Origin of the sequence: Sphingobium sp. IP1 (genome assembly GCF_002708645.1) — a bacterium.
GTDB classification, from domain to species: Bacteria; Pseudomonadota; Alphaproteobacteria; order Sphingomonadales; family Sphingomonadaceae; genus Sphingobium; species Sphingobium yanoikuyae.
Genome location: NZ_NOIW01000033.1, coordinates 1 through 21,526 on the forward strand (window position 1 = coordinate 1; position 21,526 = coordinate 21,526).

Genomic DNA, 21,526 nt, shown 5'->3' on the forward strand with positions numbered 1-21,526 from the left:
ATCGCCGGATAGAACTGAGCCGTCGCCTTTCTGGCGCGACCGTAGAAGGCAGCAACAAGTAAGATCTCGCGCCGGCTATCTGGGCGAGCTTGGCGTAGGATTCCGCCCCCTCCCGCAAACGCCCCCTATAATGGCTATGGCAGCTGTCCCCTGACGGTCGAGGCCGGCAAGATCGTGCTCGCCGAGTTCGGCTATGGAGGCAAGCTCCTGCCGAGCTTCCCAGGATGGCTGATCGACGGCACCCGCCCCTCGCGGCTCTCCTGGCTCCTCAAGGACACGATCCTGCCCCCGGTCTACTGGCATGGGATGCTCAAAGGCCGGGAATGGATGGTCAGGCCGCAGCCGATCGGCGCGTGATGGCGAAGCTTGCGCATTACCTGCCGGCGCTCGCCTGGGCACGCGGCTATGACCGGGCCACGCTCGCAAGCGACATGACCGCGGCGGCGATCGTCACGATCATGCTCATCCCCCAGAGCCTCGCCTATGCAATGCTCGCGGGGCTCCCACCCGAAATCGGGCTTTACGCCTCGGTCGCGCCCCTCCTCGCCTATGCCGCCTTTGGCACGAGCCGAACTCTGGCGGTGGGGCCGGTCGCCGTAATCTCCTTGATGACGCTGACCGCCGCCAGCGCGATTGGAGCGCCGGGAAGCCCGCGCTTCATCGCAGCCGCGCTCATACTTGCGCTGCTATCAGGACTGATCTTGCTGGCGATGGGCCTTCTCAGACTGGGGTTCCTCGCCAGCCTTCTCTCGCATCCAGTCGTCTCGGGGTTCATCACCGCGAGCGGCATTCTCATTGCAGCAAGTCAGATGAAGTCGCTGCTCGGCGTCGACGGCGGGGGCGCCACCTTGCCCGAGCTTATTGCCGGACTTGCTAGCGATCTCGCCTCGATCCATCCGCCCACGCTCGCAATCGGCGTCAGCGCCTGCGCTTTCCTGTTCTGGGTGCGCAGCGGAGCAAAGCCTCTGCTGATCCGCCTCGGCATCGCGCCTCGCGTCGCCGATCTTCTCGCCAAGACCGGTCCGATCGCGGCTGTCGCGGCTTCAACGCTCGCCGTCCTCGCGCTGGAACTCGAGGACAAGGGCGTCCGGGTGGTCGGCCAGATTCCCCAGAGCCTGCCGCCCCTCACGCTGCCCTTGTTCGACGCGCAGCTCTGGCGGCAGCTCGCTATTCCCGCGCTTCTTCTCTCGGTGATTGGCTTCGTCGAGAGCGTATCTGTATCCCAGACACTCGCCGCCAAGCGGCGCCAGAAGATCGATCCGGACCAGGAACTGATCGGCCTGGGCGCCGCCAATGTCGCGGCCGCGTTCACCGGCGGCTATCCGGTGACGGGCGGCTTCGCACGCTCGGTCGTCAATTTCGACGCCGGAGCGCAAACGCCGGCCGCCGGCGTTTACACTGCCGCCGGCATTCTCGTCGCCGCCCTCTTCCTGACGCCGCTCCTCGCCGCGCTTCCGATTGCCACGCTCGCCGCGACGATCATCGTCGCCGTTCTCAGTCTGGTGGACCTGAGGAAACCGGTCGAGATCTGGCGCTATTCCAAACCCGATTTCGCAGCGATGCTGGCGACGATCCTTCTGACGCTGGCCGTTGGAGTCGAGGCGGGAATCATCGCCGGCGTCGGTCTCAGCCTGGCGCTCTATCTCTGGCGGGCGTCACGACCGCACGCTGCAATCGTCGGCCGCGTTCCTGAAACCGAGCATTTTCGCAATGTCGCGCGCCATAGGGTTTTCACAGACCCCCGGGTGCTCACGATCCGCATCGATGAGAGCCTGACCTATCTCAACGCTCGGTGGCTGGAGGAGTTTATTCTCGAACAAATCGCCGAAAAACGTGACGTGAGGCACCTCATCTTGATGTGCTCGGCGGTCAACGCCATCGATGCCTCCGCACTCGAGAGCCTCGAGATGATCAATCGGCGTCTTGCCGACGCCGGTGTTTGCCTGCACCTGTCGGAAGTCAAAGGCCCGGTCATGGACGCGCTCGAGCGCTCGCATCTGCTCGACGGCCTCTCAGGCAAGGTCTGGCTGTCGCAGCATGAGGCTTTTACGAAAGTTATCGCTCTCGCGGACCGGGAACAGGAGTCACTGGCTGCGCCTGATCTCTGGGCCGCCAGAGGCGCGATATAGAGCTTACGCTTGACCGGGCTGACTGGCTTTATTGGCAGGCATCTCGTTGTCCTGCCCATCTGCCCCCGGCTGTTCGGCGTTCTTGGCGTCGAGGTGCCGCTTCAGCGCATATCCGCCGACAGCGACCGCAACGAGGCCGAGCGGCCCCAGACGCCGTATCAGCGCGGCTGCGCCAGCGCCAAGGAGCGCTCCGCCGGGGCCCCCGAGCCCCCGCACGTGCTTGGCCGCTCGTTCGCCCGCAATCGCACCCAGAATCTTGCCGATCATGATCGTCCTTTCTCTGTCTTCGAAGCCGAGATCTACGTCGCAGATCCTCTGACCAACACCTCACGATTTCACAAGTACGCGGCAGTGGGCCGATAGCGAACGCTGCTTCACCATGGGGTCAAGGTCAGGGCACAGACGTTACGACGATCAAGCGTATCATGGACGTCGATCGTCCGAGCGGCGCGGAACGTTCGCTCATAGCAGGAGCATGCCATTCACCCCGCCACCATCCGCAAGTCGCGAGCCTCGCGGCAGCTCGCCTGCAACAATCGGGATCTGAGATACTTGACGCAATTCCCCGAGGCGCAACATGTCTTCAGGAATGAGCCCTGAAACAGCGAAACTCGGCTTTATCGGCCGCTGTCTTCTCGTCACTGCCTGCGCCGCCGCACTGATCCTGTTGTGGCGCGTCCTGCAGCCGATGGCTCCAGCGGATCCCGCATCCCGGCTTGTAACGGCGCGGGGCGACCTTGCCGGCGATGAAAAGGCGACCATAGCCCTGTTCGAAAAGGCCCGCGGATCGGTCGTCTATATCTCGACATCCCAGCTGGTGGAGGACGCCTGGACGCGCAATGTATTCTCCGTCCCGCGCGGCACAGGGTCCGGCTTAATTTGGGACGGCGCCGGGCACGTCGTCACCAACTTCCACGTGATCCAGGGCGCCTCGGAGGCGACGGTCCAACTTGCCGACGGTCGCAAGTTCCGCGCCTCGCTGGTCGGCGCCAGCCCGAGCCACGATCTTGCGCTGCTCAAGATCGGCGTTGCGCTGCGCCGCCCGGCACCCGTTCGCACCCTTCAGATCGCCATCGGCAACGGGCGCTATTATGGCGGCGGAAACGCCGTTCACCACGATGCGCGGATCGATGACGCCGCGCTCGATCTCTATTCGCTGGAGCTGCAACGCCTCTGGCAGCTTCTTGTCATGTATCCCGCTTTCAAGGCCGGCCGGCACAGCCTCTGGCGCGAAGTTCGCAGCGCGCGCTGCGATCATTTCGATGTCTGGACGAGACGGCCCCGCCCGGTGAACCTCGACGGGGAACTCAAGACCTTCACGCCAGTATCGTTCAAGGTTCTGCCGGCCGCGATCAGCGTCTTCACGCCCTAGGTCGAGCGCTCAACTGCGGGTCGGCGCGTCCGCCCGATGCGGCGGAGGTCCGACACCTCAATCGACCTTTCCGTTTCGGTGCCTCTTCCAGGTGCAAACGCGCCAGATATAACCGCCTACGCCCACGATCAGGGTGAGGGCCACCAGAATATTGAGGACGCCCTGCGCTTCCTCGAGATAGCGCGAGAGCCAGGATCCGCCGAGGATCAGCGCCGCATTCCAGACGGCGGCTCCGGCGAGGGTAAACAGCAGGAAGATCCCGTGCCGCATATGGGCGAGCCCCGCCGGCAGAAAAATCATCGTTCTCAGGAAAGGCGAGAAGCGCAGGGCGAATACCACCCATTGGCCATGGCGGCGGAAGAAGGCGCTCGCCCTTTCCACGTCCTTCCATTCGACCGTCAGCCACCGACCCCATCGCTCCACGAACGGCCGCAATCGTTCGTAACCAAGCCGATCCCCAGCACGAACCATGCATAATTTCCAAGCGTCGAGCCGACCGTTCCGACCGCCAGCAGCGGCCAAAACTCCATCGTGCCTCGCGCGACCGAAACGCCGCCAAGCCCCATGATCAGTTCGGAAGGGATCGGCGGAAAGACGTTCTCGATGAACATCAGGAAGAAGATGCCCCAGTAACCGCCTTGCTCGATCAGCCGTAAGATCCATTCCGTCATACTTGGTTTCAGTCCCATGGATGCGCAACTCTCGCCTTGGCGTTGCGACGGCCGACATTCAGCACCCATTCGCGCCCGATCGACGCATCGATCAGCGCGTCGCGCCAGAAAGCCGCCGCGATCGCCGGCCGGCGGGCTACGAGTTCCTTGAGGCGAGGCAAAGCGATCCAGACCAATGTCGCATCGGTCACCGTCTGAACATCATGATCAGCTTGTTCGAGGAACAGACTGTCGAAGCCGAGAAGATCGCCCGCAACGTGGAACGAGACGATCTGCCGGCCTCCGTTCTTCGCCAGCTTGCTCCTGGAGGCGAAACCCTTGACGAGGATGCAGCATTCCTCGGCGGGCGCCCCCTCGCGCATGAGGCAGCTGCGCCCAGAGATTCGGGAGGTCCGCTGCGGCAGAGAGAGAAGCGCGGTCATGTCGTCCGGGTCGAGCGTCGCGAGCCGTCGAAGCTTGGCAAGATGCGACGCGAACAGGGACTCGACGCTATTCATGATTGTCCCAAACGAAGGCTGACAACATGGAGCAAAATACACCTGGGTTAATAACGTTCCATAGCCGCAACCATGCTGCCGGAAGAATCCAAGTCAGGCGGTACTGACGACCGGTCGATCTTCGCCATGCCGCGCGCCATTCAGGGGTGTTCAACGTCTCGGCCATCATGCGGGCGCGGTGACCCTCGCCCGACCGTTGAAAAGATCGCCATTTCATCCCAATGTCGTGTCACCGTTCCTCGAACGGTCACATCCTCAACTTTGCATGGAGATGAAGATGTCAGATTATCATTTGAGCTATCTACGGCGCGAGCATGCCCGCCTTGACGGCGAGATCCAGAGGGAAATGGCGCGTCCTCATCCGGACGAGCTCACGATCGCCCGCCTCAAGAAGCTGAAGCTGGCGGTCAAGGACCAGCTGGCCAGACAATGTGACCTCTCCGACGACAGCAGAGTCGCCTGACTAGAACGCCTTGCTCGGATCGAGCTGAACCTGTCCCGCTTAGCGGTCTCGATGCCGTTCAGCGCTGTTCTGGTATTGTGTCGACTGCGCGTGTCGCCCGACATGCTGGATCGATGGATGGAGCGGCACGGGCGTTGGTTGCTCGTGCCGTCGCCCCTCCCCCCAGCCATTCGCGACAAGCACTCGCGCAATTGCGAAATGTCCAGATTTGGACTATATCCAAATCCGTTCAGGAGGCGCAAATGGCGAGGAACGCGATTGAAGGCGGCGGCCAGACGGCGGAACTTCCGCCGCGCCTGGACCTGTCCCGCTTCGCGCCGGCCAATCGACGCCGCCTGAGCGCACCTGCCATGCGGACCTTCGTCGCGATTGCCGACCTGTGGGGGCTTAACGAGGAACAGCGCCGGTTGGTGCTCGGCTATCCCTCCCGATCGACCTATCATAGCTGGTGCAAGCAGGCGCGCGAACATGGGACCATCACCCTCGATGTCGACGTGCTTACCCGGATCTCGGCACTGTTCGGCATTCATCAGGCGCTGGGCGTGCTGTTCGCCGACGAGCATGAAGGCATCGACTGGCTGCGCCAGCCTCACGACGCTCCGGTGTTCGGCGGCCATCCGCCGATTGATCTGCTGACGAGCGGCACCCAGGACGGGCTGATGACCGTGCGCCGTTTCCTCGATAGTGCGCGCGGCGGCATCTACATGGCTCCGAACGCCGCCGACGAAGGCTTCGCTCCCTACAGCGACAGCGAAATCGTCTTCGGGTGACCGACTACAGGCCCGCGCCTCGGCCGGCGTATCGACTTGTGCCGTCGCGCTTTCCCCCCATTGGCCTGTTCGACACGGTGGCGACAGCCGCCGACGCGGCTGCCGTAATGGAGCTTGCCGGTTGGACGAACGACCGCCTGGTGGCCGAACGGATCGATCGCCTGCCTCGCGATCAGTGGGTTTATGGCCGTCCCAACGCGAGCATCATCATGGCATCCTTTCTCCATGTCGCGCCCGGCGGCATGCGGTTCAATGGTCCCGATCTTGGCGCTTGGTACGCGTCGGCCTCGATCGTCACGGCTGCGGCCGAGGTCGGACATCATCTGCGGCGTGAAACGGTGGCGCGCTCGGTAGAGGCCATGGCACGGACCTATCGCTCCTACAGCGCCACGCTGGTCGGCAATTACCTAGATATCTGCGGCCAGCAGTCAGCCTATCCCGATGCCTATCTCCCGAACAGCTATGCCGGAGCACAGGCATTCGGCGAGACAATTCGCGCGTCGGCCTCAGCCGGCATTGCCTATGACAGCTTGCGCCATCGGGGCGGCACGAACGTCGTTGGATATCGGCCGGCTGGAATCATCGATGTCGTCCAGACCGATCATTTCGAGATCAGCATTGAAGCTGCGTCCAAACAAATCGACGTCCGCAAACTGAGCGCGTGAACGGCGGACACCGCTCGCGTGCTCGGCGCTGCCCGGCGCTGCTCTTCTCGTCACCTATGACGTGGGGGTCTTCGGCCACTCGAAGCGCACGAGAAGCCCGCCTTTTCGAGTTGCTGCCAGCGAGAGATCGCCGCCGCTCGCCCTCACGATATCGCGCGCGATCGCAAGGCCGAGCCCGTGATTTCGTCCGGTCTCATCCAGCCGGCCACCACGCTCGAGCATCGCCGCGTGCAACTCGTCAGGAATGCCCGGCCCATCGTCACATATCTCGATCCAGTACGCGCGCGGGCCGGACCCGCTTAGGGCTTGGACCTCGCTGACCGCGTGTCGGGCTGCGTTTTCCATGACCGCGCCGAACGCTTCGAGCGCCGCCTCGGCGCCCAGCGGCACGTCGAATCCGTCCGGCACCTGATTGTGGAGCGAAACGCGTGCGCCATCAGGCGTGCGGGCGATGACGGCGAACAGGCGCTCGATCGTCGCCCGCGCATCGACGGTCTCGCCCTCGCTGCTGGCGCCGGTTCGGGCCAGTTCGCTTTCGACGGCGGCAGAGATGAGCGAAAGACCGTGCATCATCTCTTTCGCCTTCTCGGACGGGAGCGTTTCGATCTGCAGACGAAGCGAGGTGATCGGCGTCTTGAGCGCGTGCGCGAGATCGCGGGCGCGCTGGCGGGCGCGGTCGATGTCTCGGGCCCGGCGATCCGCCACCGCATTGATCGCCTCGGTCAAAGGACGGATCTCGACCGGATGGTTTGCGAGGGCGAGGCGCGCATCGGCCCCGCGCGACATCCCGTCCAATTCGTTCCTCACCTGGTCGAGCGGGCGCAGACCCATGCGGACCTGCACCCAGGCAGCGAAGGCCAGCGCGAGCCACAGGGCCGCGAGGAAGAACGCGGTTTCACGCCCGAACGCGGCGCGGGCCTGCAGGATCGGCTGGCGATCGGCGGCGACTTCGACGAGCAGCTCAGGCCCTTGCGCGCCGAGCCGGACACGCCGGGCCACGACAAGCACGCGATCCTCGAACGGTCCGCTGGCGCTAAAGGCGGACCATGCCGGCATCTGCGCCGAGATCGAGAGCGCGAGAGCCCCGTCCCACAACGACCGCGAACGCAGCTCCCCGCCTGGCGCGACGACACGCCAGTAAAGGCCGCTTGCCGGCCGCTGGAAGCGAGGGTCGGTCGGCTGACGTGCGATGACCGGACGCCTGTCCCGATCGAGTTCGGTCGCGGCGATCAAGGCGATGCCGTGGCGTTCCAGTTCTGCCTGCAACTGGCGCTCCGAATGGCGCTCGAACAGAAGGCCGAGCACCGCCCAGGCCGCGATGAGGGCCAGAGCGATGGTCACGCCCGCGAACAGCAGCAGCCGCACGTTGAGCGAGCGGTTGAGAGCCTTGTCCAGTGCCGCCATTGTCAGCCCTTCATGAGGCAATAGCCGAACCCACGCCGCGTCTCGATCGCGTCGACACCGATCTTGCGCCGCAGCCGGGCGACCAACGCCTCGATCGCATTGGCTTCGGCCGCATCGACGCCGTGCAGCATCTCGGACAGCTCGCCGGCGCTCAGGGGGCGGCCGCCGCTATGCGCGAGCGCGTGAAGCAGCCGGTATTCGAGCGGGGACAGATTGACTTCGCGGCCGCTGACGAGCGCCTTCATGCGGCGCGTATCCAGCGTGAGCGGCCCGAAGGTCAGGAGCGCCTCAGCATGGCCCGCGTTGCGCCGGACCAGCGCGCGGACCCGCGCGACGAGCTCCGCGGGCTCGAACGGCTTAGCGAGATAGTCATCGGCTCCGGCCTCGATGCCCTCTACCTTGTCGAGCCAGGCGCCGCGCGCCGAAAGGATGATAATCGGGAATATCCGTCCTTCACCGCGCCAGCGCCTAAGAACAGTCATTCCGTCCAAACGCGGCAGGCCGAGGTCGAGCACGGCGACGTCATAATCCTCGTCGCCGCCCATGACCCAGGCGGTTTCCCCGTCTTGAGCCCGATCGACCGTGAAGCCGGCGCGGGTGAGCGCCTCCTGCACGCCCTTTGCAATCGCCTCGTCATCTTCAACCAGCAGCAGACGCATATACTCAATCTTCTTCGGACTGCAGGATCGTGCCGCGCACCGCGTCGATCTGCATTTCCATGGTACGACCATCTGAAGTCAGGATCTTAACTTCGTACTCCGCGCGGCCGTCGTCGCTCTCCAACTCGACTTCGATGACTTCACCCGGAACGTGCTCGCGCGCAATCGCGAGAATGCGCGCGAGCGGCAGGTGTCCGGCGCCCTCGCCAGGAAGCGCCGTTGCGGCTCCGTCCGGTCCTGCTATCTCCACTCCGTGCTGTCGATCGCGCGCCGGGGGGGCCTTCGGCGTCACGCGGGAAATCACCTGTTCAGCTTGCGCCGATGGTCCCCGCTCGTTGTGAGCAGCGTCGCGATCGCAGGCGCTCAGCGCAGCCACAGCCATCGCGGCCAGTATCTGACGCTCGAGACCCATCGGGTTCGCTTATGCGCCATCGGAGCTGACATTGGGCTGACATGCCTTGCGAGCCTGCCGTCAGCAGCACCCGGCAATCATGGCCTCGTCATCGCATTGGTGATTCGAACGAGGAGCACTGCCATGAAGAAGAAGATCGTGTCCGCCGTCGCCGTCCTGGCTATTGGCGCTGCGGGTGCAGGAGCCGCAGCCGTCGCACTGGCGGGGCCCGCGCCCACAGGAGCCAAGGACCAGCCCTATTTCGCGAACACGCACTGGGACGACGATTTTGAGGATCGCGGACGCTATGGGCGAATGCCCGTCCCCAATGCGGACGCCCTCAAGCGTGCTGGCATCGTCCACCTCGTGGAGGTCGAGCGCGACGATGGGCGCATCGAGGCCGAAGGTTTCGACGCGCAGGGGCGCGAACTCAAAGCGATCATGGACCGCCAGGGCCAGCGCGTCCTTTCAGTCCGGCGCGACCAGCACTGGGACGATTGAATGGGCTGTCGGCCAATGCCGACACTTCAGCCTCCAGGGCTGGCCAAAGGCCTCGACGCCGGCCCTGGATATTGCCTGCACCATCAATGTCTGCGGCACACAGCGCGGCACAACTCGCTGCACACATGTGGCCGCCGCTCGGGCTCGAGTGCTAGCTTCTCGTCAATTCTTCCTTGAGGCGGAGCTTCTGGCGCTTGAGTTGTTGAATGACGCCGAGGTCGGGAAGCGGCCGCTTCATCTCCTCGAGGATCCGCCGTTCAAGACCGGCATGCTTGAGGTGCAAAGCGCTTGCATGTGGCGACTCCATCGTCATTGCCTCCTCCTTGCTTAAGGCGTGTGTTCCCGTTCCGGGCGCCGCCATATTGACCACAAGGCCATGCGCCGTGCTTTGTCCCGGATCAATTCAGCCGCAGCGCTGCCACTTGGGAACGTGCGCGATCCATCTGCCCTCGTCGACGAGCAATGCGAGGGTCTGTCTCGCTCTGCCCCCTTTTCTCCCCGACCGTCATGTAGGCCGGCGAGCGGCAGATGCGGTGGCATTGGCAAGCGCCTGTTTCAGCTCGGCCTGCTTGAAGGGCTTGGTCAACCGCGGCAGGCTCGGGGCCACACCTTCCTGCTCCGCATAGCCGGACACGATCACGGCCGCCATCTGCGGCAACATTCCCGTGGCAAGATGCGCGAGCTCAATGCCGGTCATGCCCGGCATGAGATGATCGGTGACGAGCACGTCCGGCCGCAAGCCGTTGGCGAGCCGTTTCAGCGCCTCCTCGCCCGAACGCGCTTCGACAACGTCGAACCCAAGTTCGCTCATCATCTCGGCGGTGCACATGCGAACCAGGTCTTCGTCATCGACCACCAGCGCACAGCCGTGACCCGCCACGGGCACGGCCTCTTCGGAGGATCGCCCTAGGCCCTCCTGCGCAACCGCCACCGGCAGCCACAGCTCGACGCTGGTTCCGACACCGGCCTCACTGGCGATGCTCATCACGCCGCCGAGCTGTGACACCAGGCCGTGGACCATGCTGAGGCCGAGGCCGGTGCCCTGCCCGACACCCTTGGTCGAGAAGAACGGCTCGATGGCGCGCGAGAGGGTGGCCTCATCCATTCCCACACCGGTATCGGTGACGGCGAGCCGCACGAAATCCCCGCGCGGCAGTTGTTCGGGCCGGCCACCTTTAGAGCCGGACGCGGCGGTGATCCGCAAGGTCCCGCCTCGCGGCATCGCGTCGCGCGAATTGACCGCAAGATTGAGGAGCGCCATCTCGACCTGATTGGCATCGGCCAGCACGCTCGGCAGGCCGTCCTCGAGCTCAACCAGCACTTCGACCTGGGGGCCCGTCGTGCTGTCGACAAGTTCGGCCATGCCCTCCACCAGCGCGGTCAGATCGACCGCAACGGCTTGGAGCGGCTGCCGGCGCGCGAAGGCGAGCGGCCGCTGGACGAGCGTCTTGGCGCGCTCGGCCGATTGCAGAGCTCCGTCGATGTGGCGGCGCATGCGCTCGTCGGCGAGTCCTCGGCGCTGAAGCATGTCGAGGCTGCCGATGATCGGCGTCAGCAGGTTATTGAAGTCATGCGCGACGCCGCCCGTGAGCTGACCCATGGCTTCGAGCTTCTGGCTCTGCCGCAGCGCTTCCTGCGCCGCCGCAAGCTCGGCCGTGCGCTCCGCCACGCGCTGTTCCAACGTCTCGTTGAGCACATGCAAATCTTCCTGGATCTGGCGGCTGTGCGTGATGTCGTCCGCAAGGCCGACCGATCGCAAGGGACGTCCATCTTGATCGTTGACGGGGAAGAAGCGGTCGCGGATCCATCTGACCGAGCCATCGGGCCGGACGATCCGATAGTGCAGCTCCTGGGAAAGACCCGATAGCTGCTCGCGCTCGGCGGCGCTAACGCGCTCCCGGTCGTCGGGATGGATGGTCTCGATGAAGCTCGCGATGTTCTCCAGCAGCTCCTCGCGCGGGCGCTGCCAAATCCGCTCGTAAGCCGGGCTGAGGTACGACAGACGCCTGTCATCAAGCTCCGTGACGTAGAAACCCTGCTCGACGGTCTCGGCTAGCTGACGAAATCGCTCTTCGCTTTGCCGCAGCGCCGCCTCGCTGCGATTGCGTTCGGTGACGTCGTGCCCTTCGCAGAAGATGCCGGTGACGCGGTTGTCATCGTCCGCCACCGGCGCGTAGATGAAGTCGAGGAACCGTTCTGCGGAAGGCAGGCCGCCGTTACCCTCCAGCGTGATGGGAACGTTGCTGGCGACGAAGCGCTCGCCGGTCGCAAAGACCCTGTCGAGCCACTCGTAGAAGCCCTGCCCCGCCAGTTCGGGAAAGGCGTCGCGAACGGTCTTGCCCACGAAGTCGCGGTTGCCGAACAGGCTGATGTAGGCATCATTGACGAACTCGAAGCGATGCTCCGGACCCTGAAGAATCGTGATGAACCCGGGCGCTTGCTGAAAAAGGCGTCGCTGCCGCTCCGATTCCAGGATGCGCCTGCGTTCTTCCAGAACGCGGCTCGTAGTCTCGTGCCCCTGGTTGAAGACGCCCACCACCGACCCATCCTCACCGCGGATCGGCGTGAAGCTGTAGTTCCAGTATGTCTCCTGTTCCCGGCCCTCGCGCACGATCGGGAGCATCTGGTCGTAGGTCGAGAACCCCTCCGCCGAGCTGCGCACCTGTTCGAGCTGGGGTCCGACGACATTCCAGATGTCGGACCAGACCTTGGCCGCCGGTTGCCCCAGAGCTCCGGGATGCCGCTCTCCCGGAATGAACGCCCAGGCGTCGTTATAGAGCAGTCTCAGTTCGCTGCCCCAGTAGATCGCGGTGGGGAAACTCGACTGGAGGCAGATGGACAGGGCCGACCGCAATGACTGCGGCCACTGCTCTGGCGCGCCCATCGGCGTTGCCGCCCAATCATGACCGCGAATGCGCTGCCCCAGCTCGCCTCCTCCTTGCAGAAAGTCCAGGTTCGGATCGAGAAGAGGATAATCCCGGGCGTTCATGAAAATGCTGTTTGCCTATCTGCCGGTCTGTACGTCACGGTCGGCCCGTCTCCTCAGGCATCCCTCGTGCTCATGTAAGTGGCGCTAGAGGACGATGAAAGCTTGAGCTCTTAGAAACGCCTGCATTTTCCGGAAGGCTCCCCACGAATCTTCAGACATGGATCAGCGCCGGGCCCGGTTTCGCGGAACGCATCCATGCAGAGCGCGAGCCAATCTTCGGCGACACAGGGTAGGTGTCCTTGATTCCACGGCGCCTATCTCGCTAGGCAGGCGAACCCCAAACCCGCGAGACCAGATCAGGTGAAGAGAACAAATCGGAAGCTTTACTCTCCCAGGCGCGCCGACAGGTGGTCTGCCGTCGGCCTCGTCGTCGGGCTCCTCTTCTTTCTCATCAGCGGCGCGTCGGCTTACCGCAACATCCAGAATGTGCGCGCCAGCGAAGGCGCCATTCGCCAGACGCACTCGGTTATCATCTCGCTCAACGATCTTCTCTCTTCGCTTCAGGACGCAGAGACCGGACAGCGCGGATATCTGCTTACCGGCGACAATCGATACCTCGAACCCTACGAGTCCGCCGTCCTCTCAACTGGGTCCCGCCTGAACGCATTGGCATCGCTGACGCGCGGCAACCCGGTCCAGCAGGAGAATGTCCTGGCGCTCAGACGCCATGTCGATGCCAAGATGGCGGAGCTTCGCAACACCGTTGAATTGCGGCGAACGCGCGGCCTCGATGCGGCCCTCGCCCTGGTGTCGACCGATCGCGGCAAGAGCGACATGGACGCCATACGAGCACAGCTTGGCGCCATGGCGCGAGAGGAGCTGCGGCTGCGCCAGCTGCGCATGGAAGAGATGGATGACGCCGCTCGAACGGCGATCACCAGCGCGATCGTCTCGAGCCTCATCGGCGCCTGTCTGACAATCGCCATCTTCATCCTGCTGCTTCAGGGCAGCCGCGGCCGCGCCCGCCAGCAACGGCTACAAACCGGCCAGGTCGGGCTCGCGAGCGCCATGATGGGCGACAAGACCGTGCCGGAACTTGCCGATGCGATTCTTGCGTTTATGGCGCAGCACACCGGTTGCCAGGCCGGAGCCTTGTTCAAGGGCGAGGCCGGACGGTTTGCGCGGGCCGCCATGCTCGGCGTACCCGGCGACGCGAACGTCCCCGCCGCCTTCGCGCTGAACGAGGGTCTCCTTGGCAAGGTGGCCGCCGATGGGCAGCTGATCGTGCTCAGCGATGTCCCGGCGGGCTACCTGTCGATCGGCTCGGCGCTCGGCCGCGACACGCCGCGCCATCTCGTGATCGCGCCGGCCCGGGCGGACGGCGCGGTGAATGCCGTGCTCGAGCTCGGCTTTTTCGAACCTGTCGACGATCTGGTCCTCGAGCTTCTCGAACAGTCTTCGTCGGCGATCGGCATCGCCCTGCGCTCGGCGCGATTCCGCGCCCGGCTGCAGGACGCCCTGGAAGAGACCCAGCGGCAGGCCGAAGAACTGCAAACCCAGAGCGAGGAGCTTCGCGTCTCCAACGAGGAGCTCGAGGAACAGGGCACGGCGCTCAAGGAATCGCAGGCAAGGCTCGAACTGCAGCAGGTCGAGCTCGAGCAGACGAACAGCCAGCTGTCCGAGCAAGCCCAGACGCTCGAAACACAGCGTGACGAACTCGAACGCGCCAGCGCTTCTCTGCAACTGAAGGCGCGCGAGCTTGAACAGGCCAGCCGGTACAAGTCCGATTTCCTCGCCAATATGAGCCACGAGCTGCGCACGCCGCTCAATTCCTTGCTGATCCTGTCCAAACTGCTCGGCGACAATCCCGACGGCAACCTTTCCAAGGACCAGGTGAAGTTTGCCCGCACCATCGAATCCTCCGGCAACGACCTGCTGACGCTGATCAACGACATTCTTGATCTCTCGAAGATCGAGGCCGGGCATGTCGAGATCCAGCCCGCCTCCGTGTCGCTGGAGCGCCTCGTCGGAGACATGCAGAAACTCTTCCAGCCGGTCGCCGATGAGCGGGGCCTTCGCTTCGAGGTGGAATTGGATGAGCACTGCCCGCGCACGCTTGAGACCGATCGCCTGCGACTGGAACAGGTCCTCAAGAACCTGCTTTCGAACGCACTCAAGTTTACCGAACGCGGCAGCGTGCGCCTTGCCGTCGCGCGAGCCGGCGATGACAAGCTCGCCATCGCGGTAAAGGACACAGGCATCGGGATCGCCAAGGACCAGCAGGACCATATCTTCGAGGCATTTCACCAGGCCGACGGCACCATCAGCCGCAAATATGGCGGCACCGGCTTAGGGCTTTCCATCTCGCGCGAGCTGGTTCGCCTGCTCGGCGGTTCGATCAGGCTCGAAAGCAAGGTGGGGGAAGGCAGCCGCTTCATCGTGACGCTGCCCCTCGTCTACGATCCAGCGCTGGTCGCCGAGCGCGAGCACCGCGAGCGCGCGCCGGTCAGGGCGCCGGCACCGCCGGTCCCGTCACGCAAGATCGCGCCGCCGGCGCCCTCCTTTGCGGCGGAAGACGATCGCGCCGTCCTCGCGGAAGGTAAACGCGTGCTCCTGGTCATCGAGGACGACGAGGTGTTCGCCTCGGTCGTGTGCAATCTGTCACGCGAGATGGGCTTCCAGTGCATCGTCGCGGGAACGGCTCAGGAAGCCGTGGAGCTCGCACGCGAGTACAGTCCAAGCGCGATCGTCCTCGATCTCGGACTGCCCGACCAATCCGGCCTGACGGTGCTCGACCGGCTGAAACATGACGACGAGACGCGGCACATTCCGATCCACGTCGTTTCGGCCGCCGATCATAGCCAGACGGCGCTTGCGCTCGGGGCGGTGGGCTATCTGGTGAAACCGGCCGATCGCGAGCAATTGTCGCAAGTGCTTGCCGGGCTGGAGGCGAAGCTCGCATCCCGAATGCGCCGGGTCCTGATCGTCGAGGACGATGCGGTGCAACGGGACGCGGTCAGCAAGCTTCTGCAGTCGCAGGACGTCGAGACGGTCGGCGTCGGCACGGCGGCCGACTGCCTCGAGGAACTTCGTGCCCAGACCTTTGACTGCATGGTGCTCGACCTCTCGCTGCCCGATGCATCGGGCTTCTCGTTGCTCGAAACCTTGAGCGAGGACGGTGAGCACGGCTTTCCGCCGGTCATCGTCTATACCGGGCGCGATCTGTCGGCCGACGAAGAGCAGCAGCTGCGCCGCTACTCCAGTTCAATCATCATCAAGGGCGCCAAATCGCCCGAGCGGCTGCTCGACGAGGTATCGCTGTTCCTCCACCAGGTGGTCTCGGAGCTACCCCCCGAGCAGCGCAAGATGATCGAGAAAGCCCGGCATCGCGACGCGGCGCTCGAGGATCGCCGCATTCTCATCGTCGAAGATGACGTGCGCAACGTCTACTCTCTCACCAGCGTGCTCGAGCCGCGCGGCGCGCTCACGCAGATCGCTCGCAACGGCCAGGAAGCTCTCGACGCGCTCGAGGCGGCCGGCGAGGAGCCGGCGACGAAGATCGACCTCGTGCTGATGGACGTCATGATGCCGGTGATGGACGGGCTCACCGCCACAAGCACGATCCGCAACGACCCACGCTGGAGCAAGCTGCCGATCATCATGCTCACCGCCAAGGCAATGCCCGACGATCAGCAGCGGTGCCTCGAAGCGGGAGCCAACGACTACATGGCCAAGCCGATCGACGTCGAAAAGCTGCTATCGCTGGTGCGTGTCTGGATGCCCCGCTGATGCACGACGGCGTCGAGGATATAGAGATCGAGCTGCTGCTTGAGGCTCTATACCAACACTACCATTACGACTTTCGCCGCTATGCCCGCGCCTCGATCAAACGGCGCGTCATCCAGGCGCGCAATCAGCTCGGCTATGCGAGCGTCTCGGCGATGCAGGCAGCGCTGCTCCATGACGAGACCGTGCTGCCACGTCTGCTAGACTACCTGACCGTCCAGGTCAGCGAAATGTTCCGCGATCCAGCCTATTACAAAGCGCTGCGCGAGCATGTTATCCCGCATCTGGCGACCTATCCTTCGCTCAAGGTTTGGGTGGCGGGCTGCAGCAACGGCGAGGAGCTCTACTCGCTTTCGATCCTCTTCCGCGAGGAAGGGCTGGCCAGAAAGACGCTGTTCTATGCGACCGACATCAACCCGGCCGCTCTAAGGGCAGCAGAAGCCGGGATCTACCCGCTGGATCAGATCCGGACCTACACCGAGAACCATCAGAAGTCAGGCGGACGCTCCTCGCTCTCGGACTATTACACCGCCGACTATGGCCGGGCGGTATTCGACAAGTCGCTGCGCAGCCATGTCGTTTTTTCCGACCACAGCCTGGTGACGGACACGGTCTTCGGCGAGATGCATCTCATCTCCTGCCGCAACGTGCTGATCTACTTCGATCGCGCGCTTCAGGACCGGGCGGTCGGGCTATTCCGCGATTCTCTCGCCCGAAAGGGCTTTCTCGGGATCGGCTCGAAGGAGAGCCTGCGCTTTTCCAGCCATGCGAACGCCTTCGCCGAGTTCGTTCGCGAGCAGAAAATCTACCAGAGGCGGGAGCCATGACTGCCGGCGCGCTCGCCATCGGCGCCTCGGCTGGCGGCTTTCAGGCCTTGTCGCGGCTCCTTCCCGCCCTGCCCGCCGGCTTCCCCATCCCGGTGCTCATCGTGATGCACGTGCCGCCGCGCAAGGAGAATGCCCTAGTCGAGCTCTTCGGCAAGAAGTGCGCGCTTCTCGTCAAGGAGGCCGAAGACAAGGAGCCGCTTGTCGCCGGCACGATCTACTTCGCGCCGCCCGACTATCATTTGCTTGTCGAGGCCGGGCATTCTATTGCGCTGTCGTCCGACGAGACCGTCAACCATTCCCGGCCAGCGATCGACGTTCTATTTGAGACTGCGGCGGATGCTTTTGGCCCGGCGCTGACCGCTATCGTTCTCACCGGCGCAAATCATGACGGGGCGGCAGGTCTCAAGGCCGTCGCCGAAGCGGGGGGCGTCGCCATCGTAGAAGATCCCGAGACAGCCGAAGTCCCCACGATGCCGGCGGCCGCCCTCGCGGCTTGTCCATCCGCCAAGGCCATGCCCCTCGATCAGATCATAACCTACCTACAAGAGCCAGCAGCCAAATGACGTCACCTGACGATGCCATCAAATTCCTGCTGGTCGACGACCTTGAGGAAAATCTGCTTGCGCTGCGTGCGCTTCTCAAGCGCGAAGGCCTCGACTTTCACACCGCGCGTAGCGGCGAGGAGGCGCTCGAACTCATGCTGGTCCACGACTATGCACTCGCGCTGCTCGACGTCCAGATGCCCGGCATGGACGGGTTCGAACTCGCCGAAATCATGCGCGCCAACGAGCGTTCGCGTCATATCCCGATCATCTTCGTTACCGCAGGCAGCGCCGACGTCACCCGGCGCTTCCGCGGCTATGAAGCGGGCGCCGTAGACTTCATCCAGAAGCCGATCGAAGCCGACGTGCTGCGCTCCAAGGCCAATGTCTTCTTCGATCTCTACGGTCAGCGGCGGCAGATCATCGCACAAAGGGACGAACTCGCAGGCCTCACGAAAGCGCTTCAGGAAGCCGACCGGCAGAAGAACCGCTTCCTCGCCGTGCTTGGTCACGAGCTCCGCAATCCGATCATGGCGCTGAGCGGTGGACTCGAGCTCCTCGAAAAGCGCGAAGGAACCGAGCTGGCGCGCGAAATCCGCAGCGGCATGCGCCGCAGTCTCAAGCATGTGACCCGGTTGGTCGAAGATCTCCTCGACATCGCGCGGATCGATCAGGGCAAGATATCCTTGAGAAAGGAGCGCTTGCATCTTCAGGAGGTTCTCGGCTTTGCAATGGAGGCGGTTCGGCCCGCCCTCAAGGAGGCAGAGCACGCGCTCCATCTCGACGTGACGCCGGAGCCCATCTGGCTCGATGCGGACCCGGCCCGGATCACCCAGATCATCAACAACCTCGTAGGCAATGCCGTGAAATATACCCCGCCGGGCGGAAGGATCGATCTCAGTGTCGGCCGGGACGGGTCCTCGGCGCTCTTGCAGGTCACCGACAACGGCGTTGGCATACCGGCCGAGCAGCAGAGCCGAATTTTCGAGATCTTCGAGCAGATCGAAGGTGGCGCGCGTGCAATGCAAGACGGTCTCGGCATCGGCCTCGCGCTGGTTCGACAGCTGGTGGAGCTTCATGACGGTTCGATCGTGCTGGCCAGAAGCGCGGTGGGCGAAGGGAGCACCTTCGAGGTTCGCCTGCCTGCCACGGGTTGACCCGAGCCGGTTGAGACCGCCGGGCATCAAATGACCGGCGGCCTCACGGCTGGCCCGAGCGACGATGCAAAAGATGTAAGCTGGCTCAAGGCTGCCTGACGAGAGCGCAACCACGACCAGAACGTCGTTCGGCTGGGTCGATCAGCTCGCTCAATCAGCGAAACGTTTGGCCAGTCTAGCGCTGGCGCCGCTCTTGGCCGCGAGACGCGCACCATAGCGCATGACCGTCTTCGGGTCGCGCCAGCGGTAAGCCTGCATGATCGCGGGCAAGCCTTCCCCGGCCGCGAAATTGTCCTGGGCCACGCCTACACGGATCGAGTGCGACGAAACCGCGGCCACCCAGCGCTCAAGCTCGGCTTCAGACATCGCACCCAGAAGCTTGCGTTCCCAGGCCGCTCGTATCAGCCGCCGGTAAATCAAGGTGACGCTGTTGGGATGGAGACGGTTTCGGCCTATAGCAGCTACAGACCCGTCAAAATGGGTTTCGACCCGCCGGAATAGGGGGCCTTTTCGAACATCGGCCTTGTCGCGCCAGCGGCGTATCGCCGCCATCGTCTTGGGCGCAAGATAGGCGTAGGCCCCCTCCCCCACCTGGTCGGTTTTCGACGAAGGTATGAAGAGAATGCCCGCCCCCTCGGTATCTGGCCCTTCGACATGGTCGACATCGATCGCCACGAGCTCAGACCGCCGCGCCCCGGTGTCGTAGGCGACGCGCAGGAATGCCTCATCGCGAAGGCCCAGTTCGTCGCGCCGGCACGCTCTGACGAGATGAGCGAGACAGACCCCCACGGCCGGGCTGTCCAGGTCCGATATTTCGCCTTTGAAGCGAATGGCTCGGGCCTGTCGCTGCTTGACGCCGAGAGCCTTGCGCGCCGCTTTCTTCTCAAGCCGAACGAGCGGCATGGACGTTGGATCGGGAAGACCAGCCATGCGGTAAGCCCAACCGACATTGACGATGTAGCGCTCGATCGTCGCCATCGCCCGCTGAGTCTCGCTGCTGTCGTCGATGCCGGCGAGAGCGCGGATCCAGGACGCCACGAGCGCGGCATCGGCGCGATCGGCCGCGATCCGGTTCTGACGGCACCATTTGCCCCAGAGAGTCAGGTCCGAACGGAAGGCGCGGCGCGTGTTCGCAGACCATCCTCGAACGGCGGCGGCAACGAGCGCCTCGTCGATCGGTGCTCTTGGACCCACCAGCTCGCGGACGTCCGCGACAACCGCCAGACTGCCATGGCGATCGGTCTCGCCCTGGGGTGCCAGGATTGCGCTATCGATCATGGCACGGGCTCACCCATCCAGCGGTACAGGCGGTTGCCCTCGACACGCAGCACGAGCAGATCCTCGACGGTCAAAGGCCGCACGTGCGCGACTGGATTGCGAATGACGCTGAGGCGGCCGAGCGTCTCGCCGATTGACGTTTTCACCTTGAAGAACGGTTGGAACACGTCGCGCCAATTCTCGCCACGTTCGATGATGCCGCGATAGTCACCGAAATCGGCATAGTCGAATAGCTCTCCAGGTGCGCGCTGCGCGTCCACATCGGCCTGGCGCCGTCTTTCCCATTCCTCGCGGATATTCTTGTGGACGCGCTGGCGGATCCATTTCTCCCCTACCCCGGCCTTCATCGACCGATCGATGAAGGCCCGCAGCCGGCGCTCGAGCTGGCGGAACATCAAGGAGATGACCGCATCGAGCTCATCGGGGTCGGCTTCAGGTGGTGCTTCCGGAACCATGCCAAAGGGCACGAATATATTGCCCACGAGCGCCATCGGCAGGCTGGCCAAGCGCATGTCGAAGCCCCGCGCGATGCGCAGGCCTGAGGCCAGCATCGCGTCGTCGACCGCTTCGTCGCCCTGATCCTCGCGCCGATAGTCGCCAAGCTCGGCGCGCACCAGCTGGGTGGCTCGAGGGGCGGCAGGACTGGTGCGCGCCACAATCTCGGTCATGCCCTTGAAAGCGGCATAACCCTCGATTGAAAGCTCGGGCTGATCATCGCGCACCCAGGGGGTTTCAATGCCCGCCATCTGCGCGGCGGTCGCACGCGCCCACTCCCCTGCCGGATCACCCACCCCCGCAACTCCGGCAAGGTCCACTGCGGCGATCTCGGCCGCGGTGGGAAAGCGCAGCTCAGGCACGAGGTCCGGGAAGTTCGACGAAAGCGCGGCGCGGGAAAGGCGCGCGGCATTCGTGCCAGCAATGAACTCCTCGACACCGGCAAGCTGCTCTACAATCGATCGGTCCAGCGCGGCCGCGGTGCCGAGCCGTTCGAGCATGGGCGCAAGCGCGCCACCACGCGCCAGAGCATCGGCCACCGTATCGGGGATCAGCGGGCGCGCACCCAGCATGCGCTGATAAACGTCAGCCTTCGGCAGGAGCTTGTCGAGCCGCTTGACGCTCGCGAGCGCCTCTTGGAAGGCGGAAAGGCGACCGGTCGCTTGCGCATAGCCGCCGCTCGAAACGAACTTATCGAACTCGCTTTGTCGGCGGGCCATCTCCTCGATGATGTTGGGACGGCGCTCGAGCATGTCTGTGATGCGCTTGTGATTCGCCGCCATCTCTTCGAAGATCGTCGGTCGAAGCTTAAGCATCTCGTCAAGGCGTCGCTGCCCTTTCAGCGCCCTAGCGAGGACATCGGCGTTCCTTCCCGCCTGCGTTGCGGCGCGGATGATATCGGACGTGCCGTTCAGGTCCCGCATCGCCTTGCGGATCGGATCATCATCGAAATTCACGGGTTTCCTTCTGGCGCCTTGATATTGCTGTCAG

General features: G+C 64.1%; 19 protein-coding genes and 2 pseudogenes. 12 read left to right on the forward strand and 9 right to left on the reverse strand.

Annotated features, from left to right (window positions below):
- Positions 1–111: 111 nt before the first annotated feature.
- The 4 genes and pseudogenes from CG471_RS13325 to CG471_RS31330 form a co-directional block, all read left to right on the forward strand.
- Positions 112–357: pseudogene (locus CG471_RS13325) on the forward strand (NAD(FAD)-dependent dehydrogenase); the annotation flags it as partial.
- The gene (locus CG471_RS13330; RefSeq protein WP_069336912.1) at positions 324–2,129 is read left to right on the forward strand and encodes a SulP family inorganic anion transporter; all 1,806 of its coding nucleotides are present in this window, start codon (positions 324–326) and stop codon (positions 2,127–2,129) included. The pseudogene CG471_RS13325 and the gene CG471_RS13330, both read left to right, overlap by 34 nt.
- A gap of 9 nt (positions 2,130–2,138) precedes the next feature.
- Positions 2,139–2,492: a hypothetical protein gene (locus tag CG471_RS30665; RefSeq protein WP_164522511.1), complete on the forward strand. Its 354-nt coding sequence runs from the start codon at positions 2,139–2,141 to the stop codon at positions 2,490–2,492.
- Positions 2,493–2,706: 214 nt separating this feature from the next.
- The gene (locus CG471_RS31330; protein WP_099232163.1) at positions 2,707–3,501 is read left to right on the forward strand and encodes a trypsin-like peptidase domain-containing protein; all 795 of its coding nucleotides are present in this window, start codon (positions 2,707–2,709) and stop codon (positions 3,499–3,501) included.
- A 57-nt stretch (positions 3,502–3,558) separates the two neighbouring features.
- Here the strand turns inward: CG471_RS31330 and CG471_RS13345 are convergent.
- Both CG471_RS13345 and CG471_RS13350 read right to left on the reverse strand, forming a co-directional pair.
- A pseudogene (locus CG471_RS13345) lies at positions 3,559–4,172 on the reverse strand (DedA family protein).
- An 8-nt stretch (positions 4,173–4,180) separates the two neighbouring features.
- On the reverse strand, positions 4,181–4,669 hold the full coding sequence (locus tag CG471_RS13350; RefSeq protein ID WP_099232164.1) for a Crp/Fnr family transcriptional regulator: 489 nt from the start codon (positions 4,667–4,669) through the stop codon (positions 4,181–4,183).
- 277 nt (positions 4,670–4,946) lie between these two features.
- Here CG471_RS13350 and CG471_RS13355 point away from each other — a divergent pair, with 277 nt between their 5' ends.
- From CG471_RS13355 to CG471_RS13365, 3 genes are all read left to right on the forward strand, one after another.
- On the forward strand, positions 4,947–5,132 hold the full coding sequence (locus tag CG471_RS13355; RefSeq protein ID WP_099232181.1) for a YdcH family protein: 186 nt from the start codon (positions 4,947–4,949) through the stop codon (positions 5,130–5,132).
- 242 nt (positions 5,133–5,374) lie between these two features.
- The gene (locus CG471_RS13360; RefSeq protein WP_069336918.1) at positions 5,375–5,902 is read left to right on the forward strand and encodes an MbcA/ParS/Xre antitoxin family protein; all 528 of its coding nucleotides are present in this window, start codon (positions 5,375–5,377) and stop codon (positions 5,900–5,902) included.
- Between the two features lie 38 nt (positions 5,903–5,940).
- On the forward strand, positions 5,941–6,567 hold the full coding sequence (locus CG471_RS13365; protein ID WP_201450225.1) for an RES family NAD+ phosphorylase: 627 nt from the start codon (positions 5,941–5,943) through the stop codon (positions 6,565–6,567).
- 54 nt (positions 6,568–6,621) lie between these two features.
- Here the strand turns inward: CG471_RS13365 and CG471_RS13370 are convergent, their stop codons facing one another.
- Genes CG471_RS13370 through CG471_RS13380 form a run of 3 tightly spaced genes read right to left on the reverse strand, consistent with a single transcriptional unit; the run spans position 6,622 to position 9,042 of the window.
- Positions 6,622–7,971: a HAMP domain-containing sensor histidine kinase gene (locus tag CG471_RS13370; protein ID WP_099232166.1), complete on the reverse strand. Its 1,350-nt coding sequence runs from the start codon at positions 7,969–7,971 to the stop codon at positions 6,622–6,624.
- 2 nt (positions 7,972–7,973) lie between these two features.
- Positions 7,974–8,630, reverse strand: a complete 657-nt coding sequence (locus tag CG471_RS13375; RefSeq protein ID WP_099232167.1) for a response regulator transcription factor — start codon at positions 8,628–8,630, stop codon at positions 7,974–7,976.
- Between the two features lie 4 nt (positions 8,631–8,634).
- The gene (locus CG471_RS13380) at positions 8,635–9,042 is read right to left on the reverse strand and encodes a PepSY domain-containing protein (protein WP_099232168.1); all 408 of its coding nucleotides are present in this window, start codon (positions 9,040–9,042) and stop codon (positions 8,635–8,637) included.
- Positions 9,043–9,165: 123 nt separating this feature from the next.
- On the opposite strand from CG471_RS13380, the gene CG471_RS13385 reads away from it, so the two are divergent.
- Positions 9,166–9,522 (forward strand): hypothetical protein, encoded by a 357-nt coding sequence (locus tag CG471_RS13385; protein ID WP_099232169.1) that lies wholly within the window; start codon positions 9,166–9,168, stop codon positions 9,520–9,522.
- Between the two features lie 151 nt (positions 9,523–9,673).
- Here CG471_RS13385 and CG471_RS13390 read toward each other — a convergent pair whose 3' ends face one another.
- Together CG471_RS13390 and CG471_RS13395 are read right to left on the reverse strand one after the other, a co-directional pair.
- Positions 9,674–9,835: a YdcH family protein gene (locus CG471_RS13390; protein WP_373562052.1), complete on the reverse strand. Its 162-nt coding sequence runs from the start codon at positions 9,833–9,835 to the stop codon at positions 9,674–9,676.
- Positions 9,836–10,027: 192 nt separating this feature from the next.
- Positions 10,028–12,511 carry a PAS domain-containing sensor histidine kinase gene (locus CG471_RS13395; RefSeq protein WP_099232170.1) on the reverse strand — a complete coding sequence of 828 codons (2,484 nt, stop codon included), beginning with the start codon at positions 12,509–12,511 and terminating at the stop codon, positions 10,028–10,030.
- 300 nt (positions 12,512–12,811) lie between these two features.
- Between CG471_RS13395 and CG471_RS13400 the strand changes: the two genes are divergently transcribed.
- From CG471_RS13400 to CG471_RS13415, 4 genes are read left to right on the forward strand one after another with little or no spacing between them, the layout of a single operon-like run.
- Entirely contained in the window at positions 12,812–16,240 is a 3,429-nt protein-coding gene (locus CG471_RS13400; protein ID WP_099232171.1) for a response regulator, read from the forward strand.
- Positions 16,240–17,064: a protein-glutamate O-methyltransferase CheR gene (locus CG471_RS13405; protein WP_099232172.1), complete on the forward strand. Its 825-nt coding sequence runs from the start codon at positions 16,240–16,242 to the stop codon at positions 17,062–17,064. Before CG471_RS13400 ends, CG471_RS13405 begins: the two co-directional genes overlap by 1 nt.
- Complete coding sequence (locus CG471_RS13410; protein ID WP_099232173.1) at positions 17,061–17,627, forward strand: chemotaxis protein CheB; 567 nt, start codon at positions 17,061–17,063, stop codon at positions 17,625–17,627. The genes CG471_RS13405 and CG471_RS13410 overlap by 4 nt, the downstream gene beginning before the upstream one ends.
- A complete protein-coding gene (locus tag CG471_RS13415) occupies positions 17,624–18,763 on the forward strand; it encodes a hybrid sensor histidine kinase/response regulator (protein WP_099232174.1) in 1,140 nt (379 codons plus the stop codon). Before CG471_RS13410 ends, CG471_RS13415 begins: the two co-directional genes overlap by 4 nt.
- A 150-nt stretch (positions 18,764–18,913) precedes the next feature.
- Here CG471_RS13415 and CG471_RS13420 read toward each other — a convergent pair whose 3' ends face one another.
- Together CG471_RS13420 and CG471_RS13425 are read right to left on the reverse strand one after the other, a co-directional pair.
- Positions 18,914–20,041 carry a tyrosine-type recombinase/integrase gene (locus tag CG471_RS13420; RefSeq protein WP_069336924.1) on the reverse strand — a complete coding sequence of 376 codons (1,128 nt, stop codon included), beginning with the start codon at positions 20,039–20,041 and terminating at the stop codon, positions 18,914–18,916.
- The gene (locus tag CG471_RS13425) at positions 20,038–21,492 is read right to left on the reverse strand and encodes a Swt1 family HEPN domain-containing protein (RefSeq protein WP_099232175.1); all 1,455 of its coding nucleotides are present in this window, start codon (positions 21,490–21,492) and stop codon (positions 20,038–20,040) included. Before CG471_RS13425 ends, CG471_RS13420 begins: the two co-directional genes overlap by 4 nt.
- Positions 21,493–21,526 lie beyond the last annotated feature (34 nt).

Coding starts and splice junctions, on each gene's coding strand:
- CG471_RS13330 (WP_069336912.1), top strand. CDS start 324: ATGGATGGTCAGGCCGCAGCCGATCGGCGCGTGATGGCGAAGCTTGCG.
- CG471_RS31330 (WP_099232163.1), top strand. CDS start 2,707: ATGTCTTCAGGAATGAGCCCTGAAACAGCGAAACTCGGCTTTATCGGC.
- CG471_RS13350 (WP_099232164.1), bottom strand. CDS start 4,669: ATGAATAGCGTCGAGTCCCTGTTCGCGTCGCATCTTGCCAAGCTTCGA.
- CG471_RS13355 (WP_099232181.1), top strand. CDS start 4,947: ATGTCAGATTATCATTTGAGCTATCTACGGCGCGAGCATGCCCGCCTT.
- CG471_RS13360 (WP_069336918.1), top strand. CDS start 5,375: ATGGCGAGGAACGCGATTGAAGGCGGCGGCCAGACGGCGGAACTTCCG.
- CG471_RS13370 (WP_099232166.1), bottom strand. CDS start 7,971: ATGGCGGCACTGGACAAGGCTCTCAACCGCTCGCTCAACGTGCGGCTG.
- CG471_RS13375 (WP_099232167.1), bottom strand. CDS start 8,630: ATGCGTCTGCTGCTGGTTGAAGATGACGAGGCGATTGCAAAGGGCGTG.
- CG471_RS13380 (WP_099232168.1), bottom strand. CDS start 9,042: ATGGGTCTCGAGCGTCAGATACTGGCCGCGATGGCTGTGGCTGCGCTG.
- CG471_RS13385 (WP_099232169.1), top strand. CDS start 9,166: ATGAAGAAGAAGATCGTGTCCGCCGTCGCCGTCCTGGCTATTGGCGCT.
- CG471_RS13390 (WP_373562052.1), bottom strand. CDS start 9,835: ATGACGATGGAGTCGCCACATGCAAGCGCTTTGCACCTCAAGCATGCC.
- CG471_RS13395 (WP_099232170.1), bottom strand. CDS start 12,511: ATGAACGCCCGGGATTATCCTCTTCTCGATCCGAACCTGGACTTTCTG.
- CG471_RS13405 (WP_099232172.1), top strand. CDS start 16,240: ATGCACGACGGCGTCGAGGATATAGAGATCGAGCTGCTGCTTGAGGCT.
- CG471_RS13410 (WP_099232173.1), top strand. CDS start 17,061: ATGACTGCCGGCGCGCTCGCCATCGGCGCCTCGGCTGGCGGCTTTCAG.
- CG471_RS13415 (WP_099232174.1), top strand. CDS start 17,624: ATGACGTCACCTGACGATGCCATCAAATTCCTGCTGGTCGACGACCTT.
- CG471_RS13420 (WP_069336924.1), bottom strand. CDS start 20,041: ATGATCGATAGCGCAATCCTGGCACCCCAGGGCGAGACCGATCGCCAT.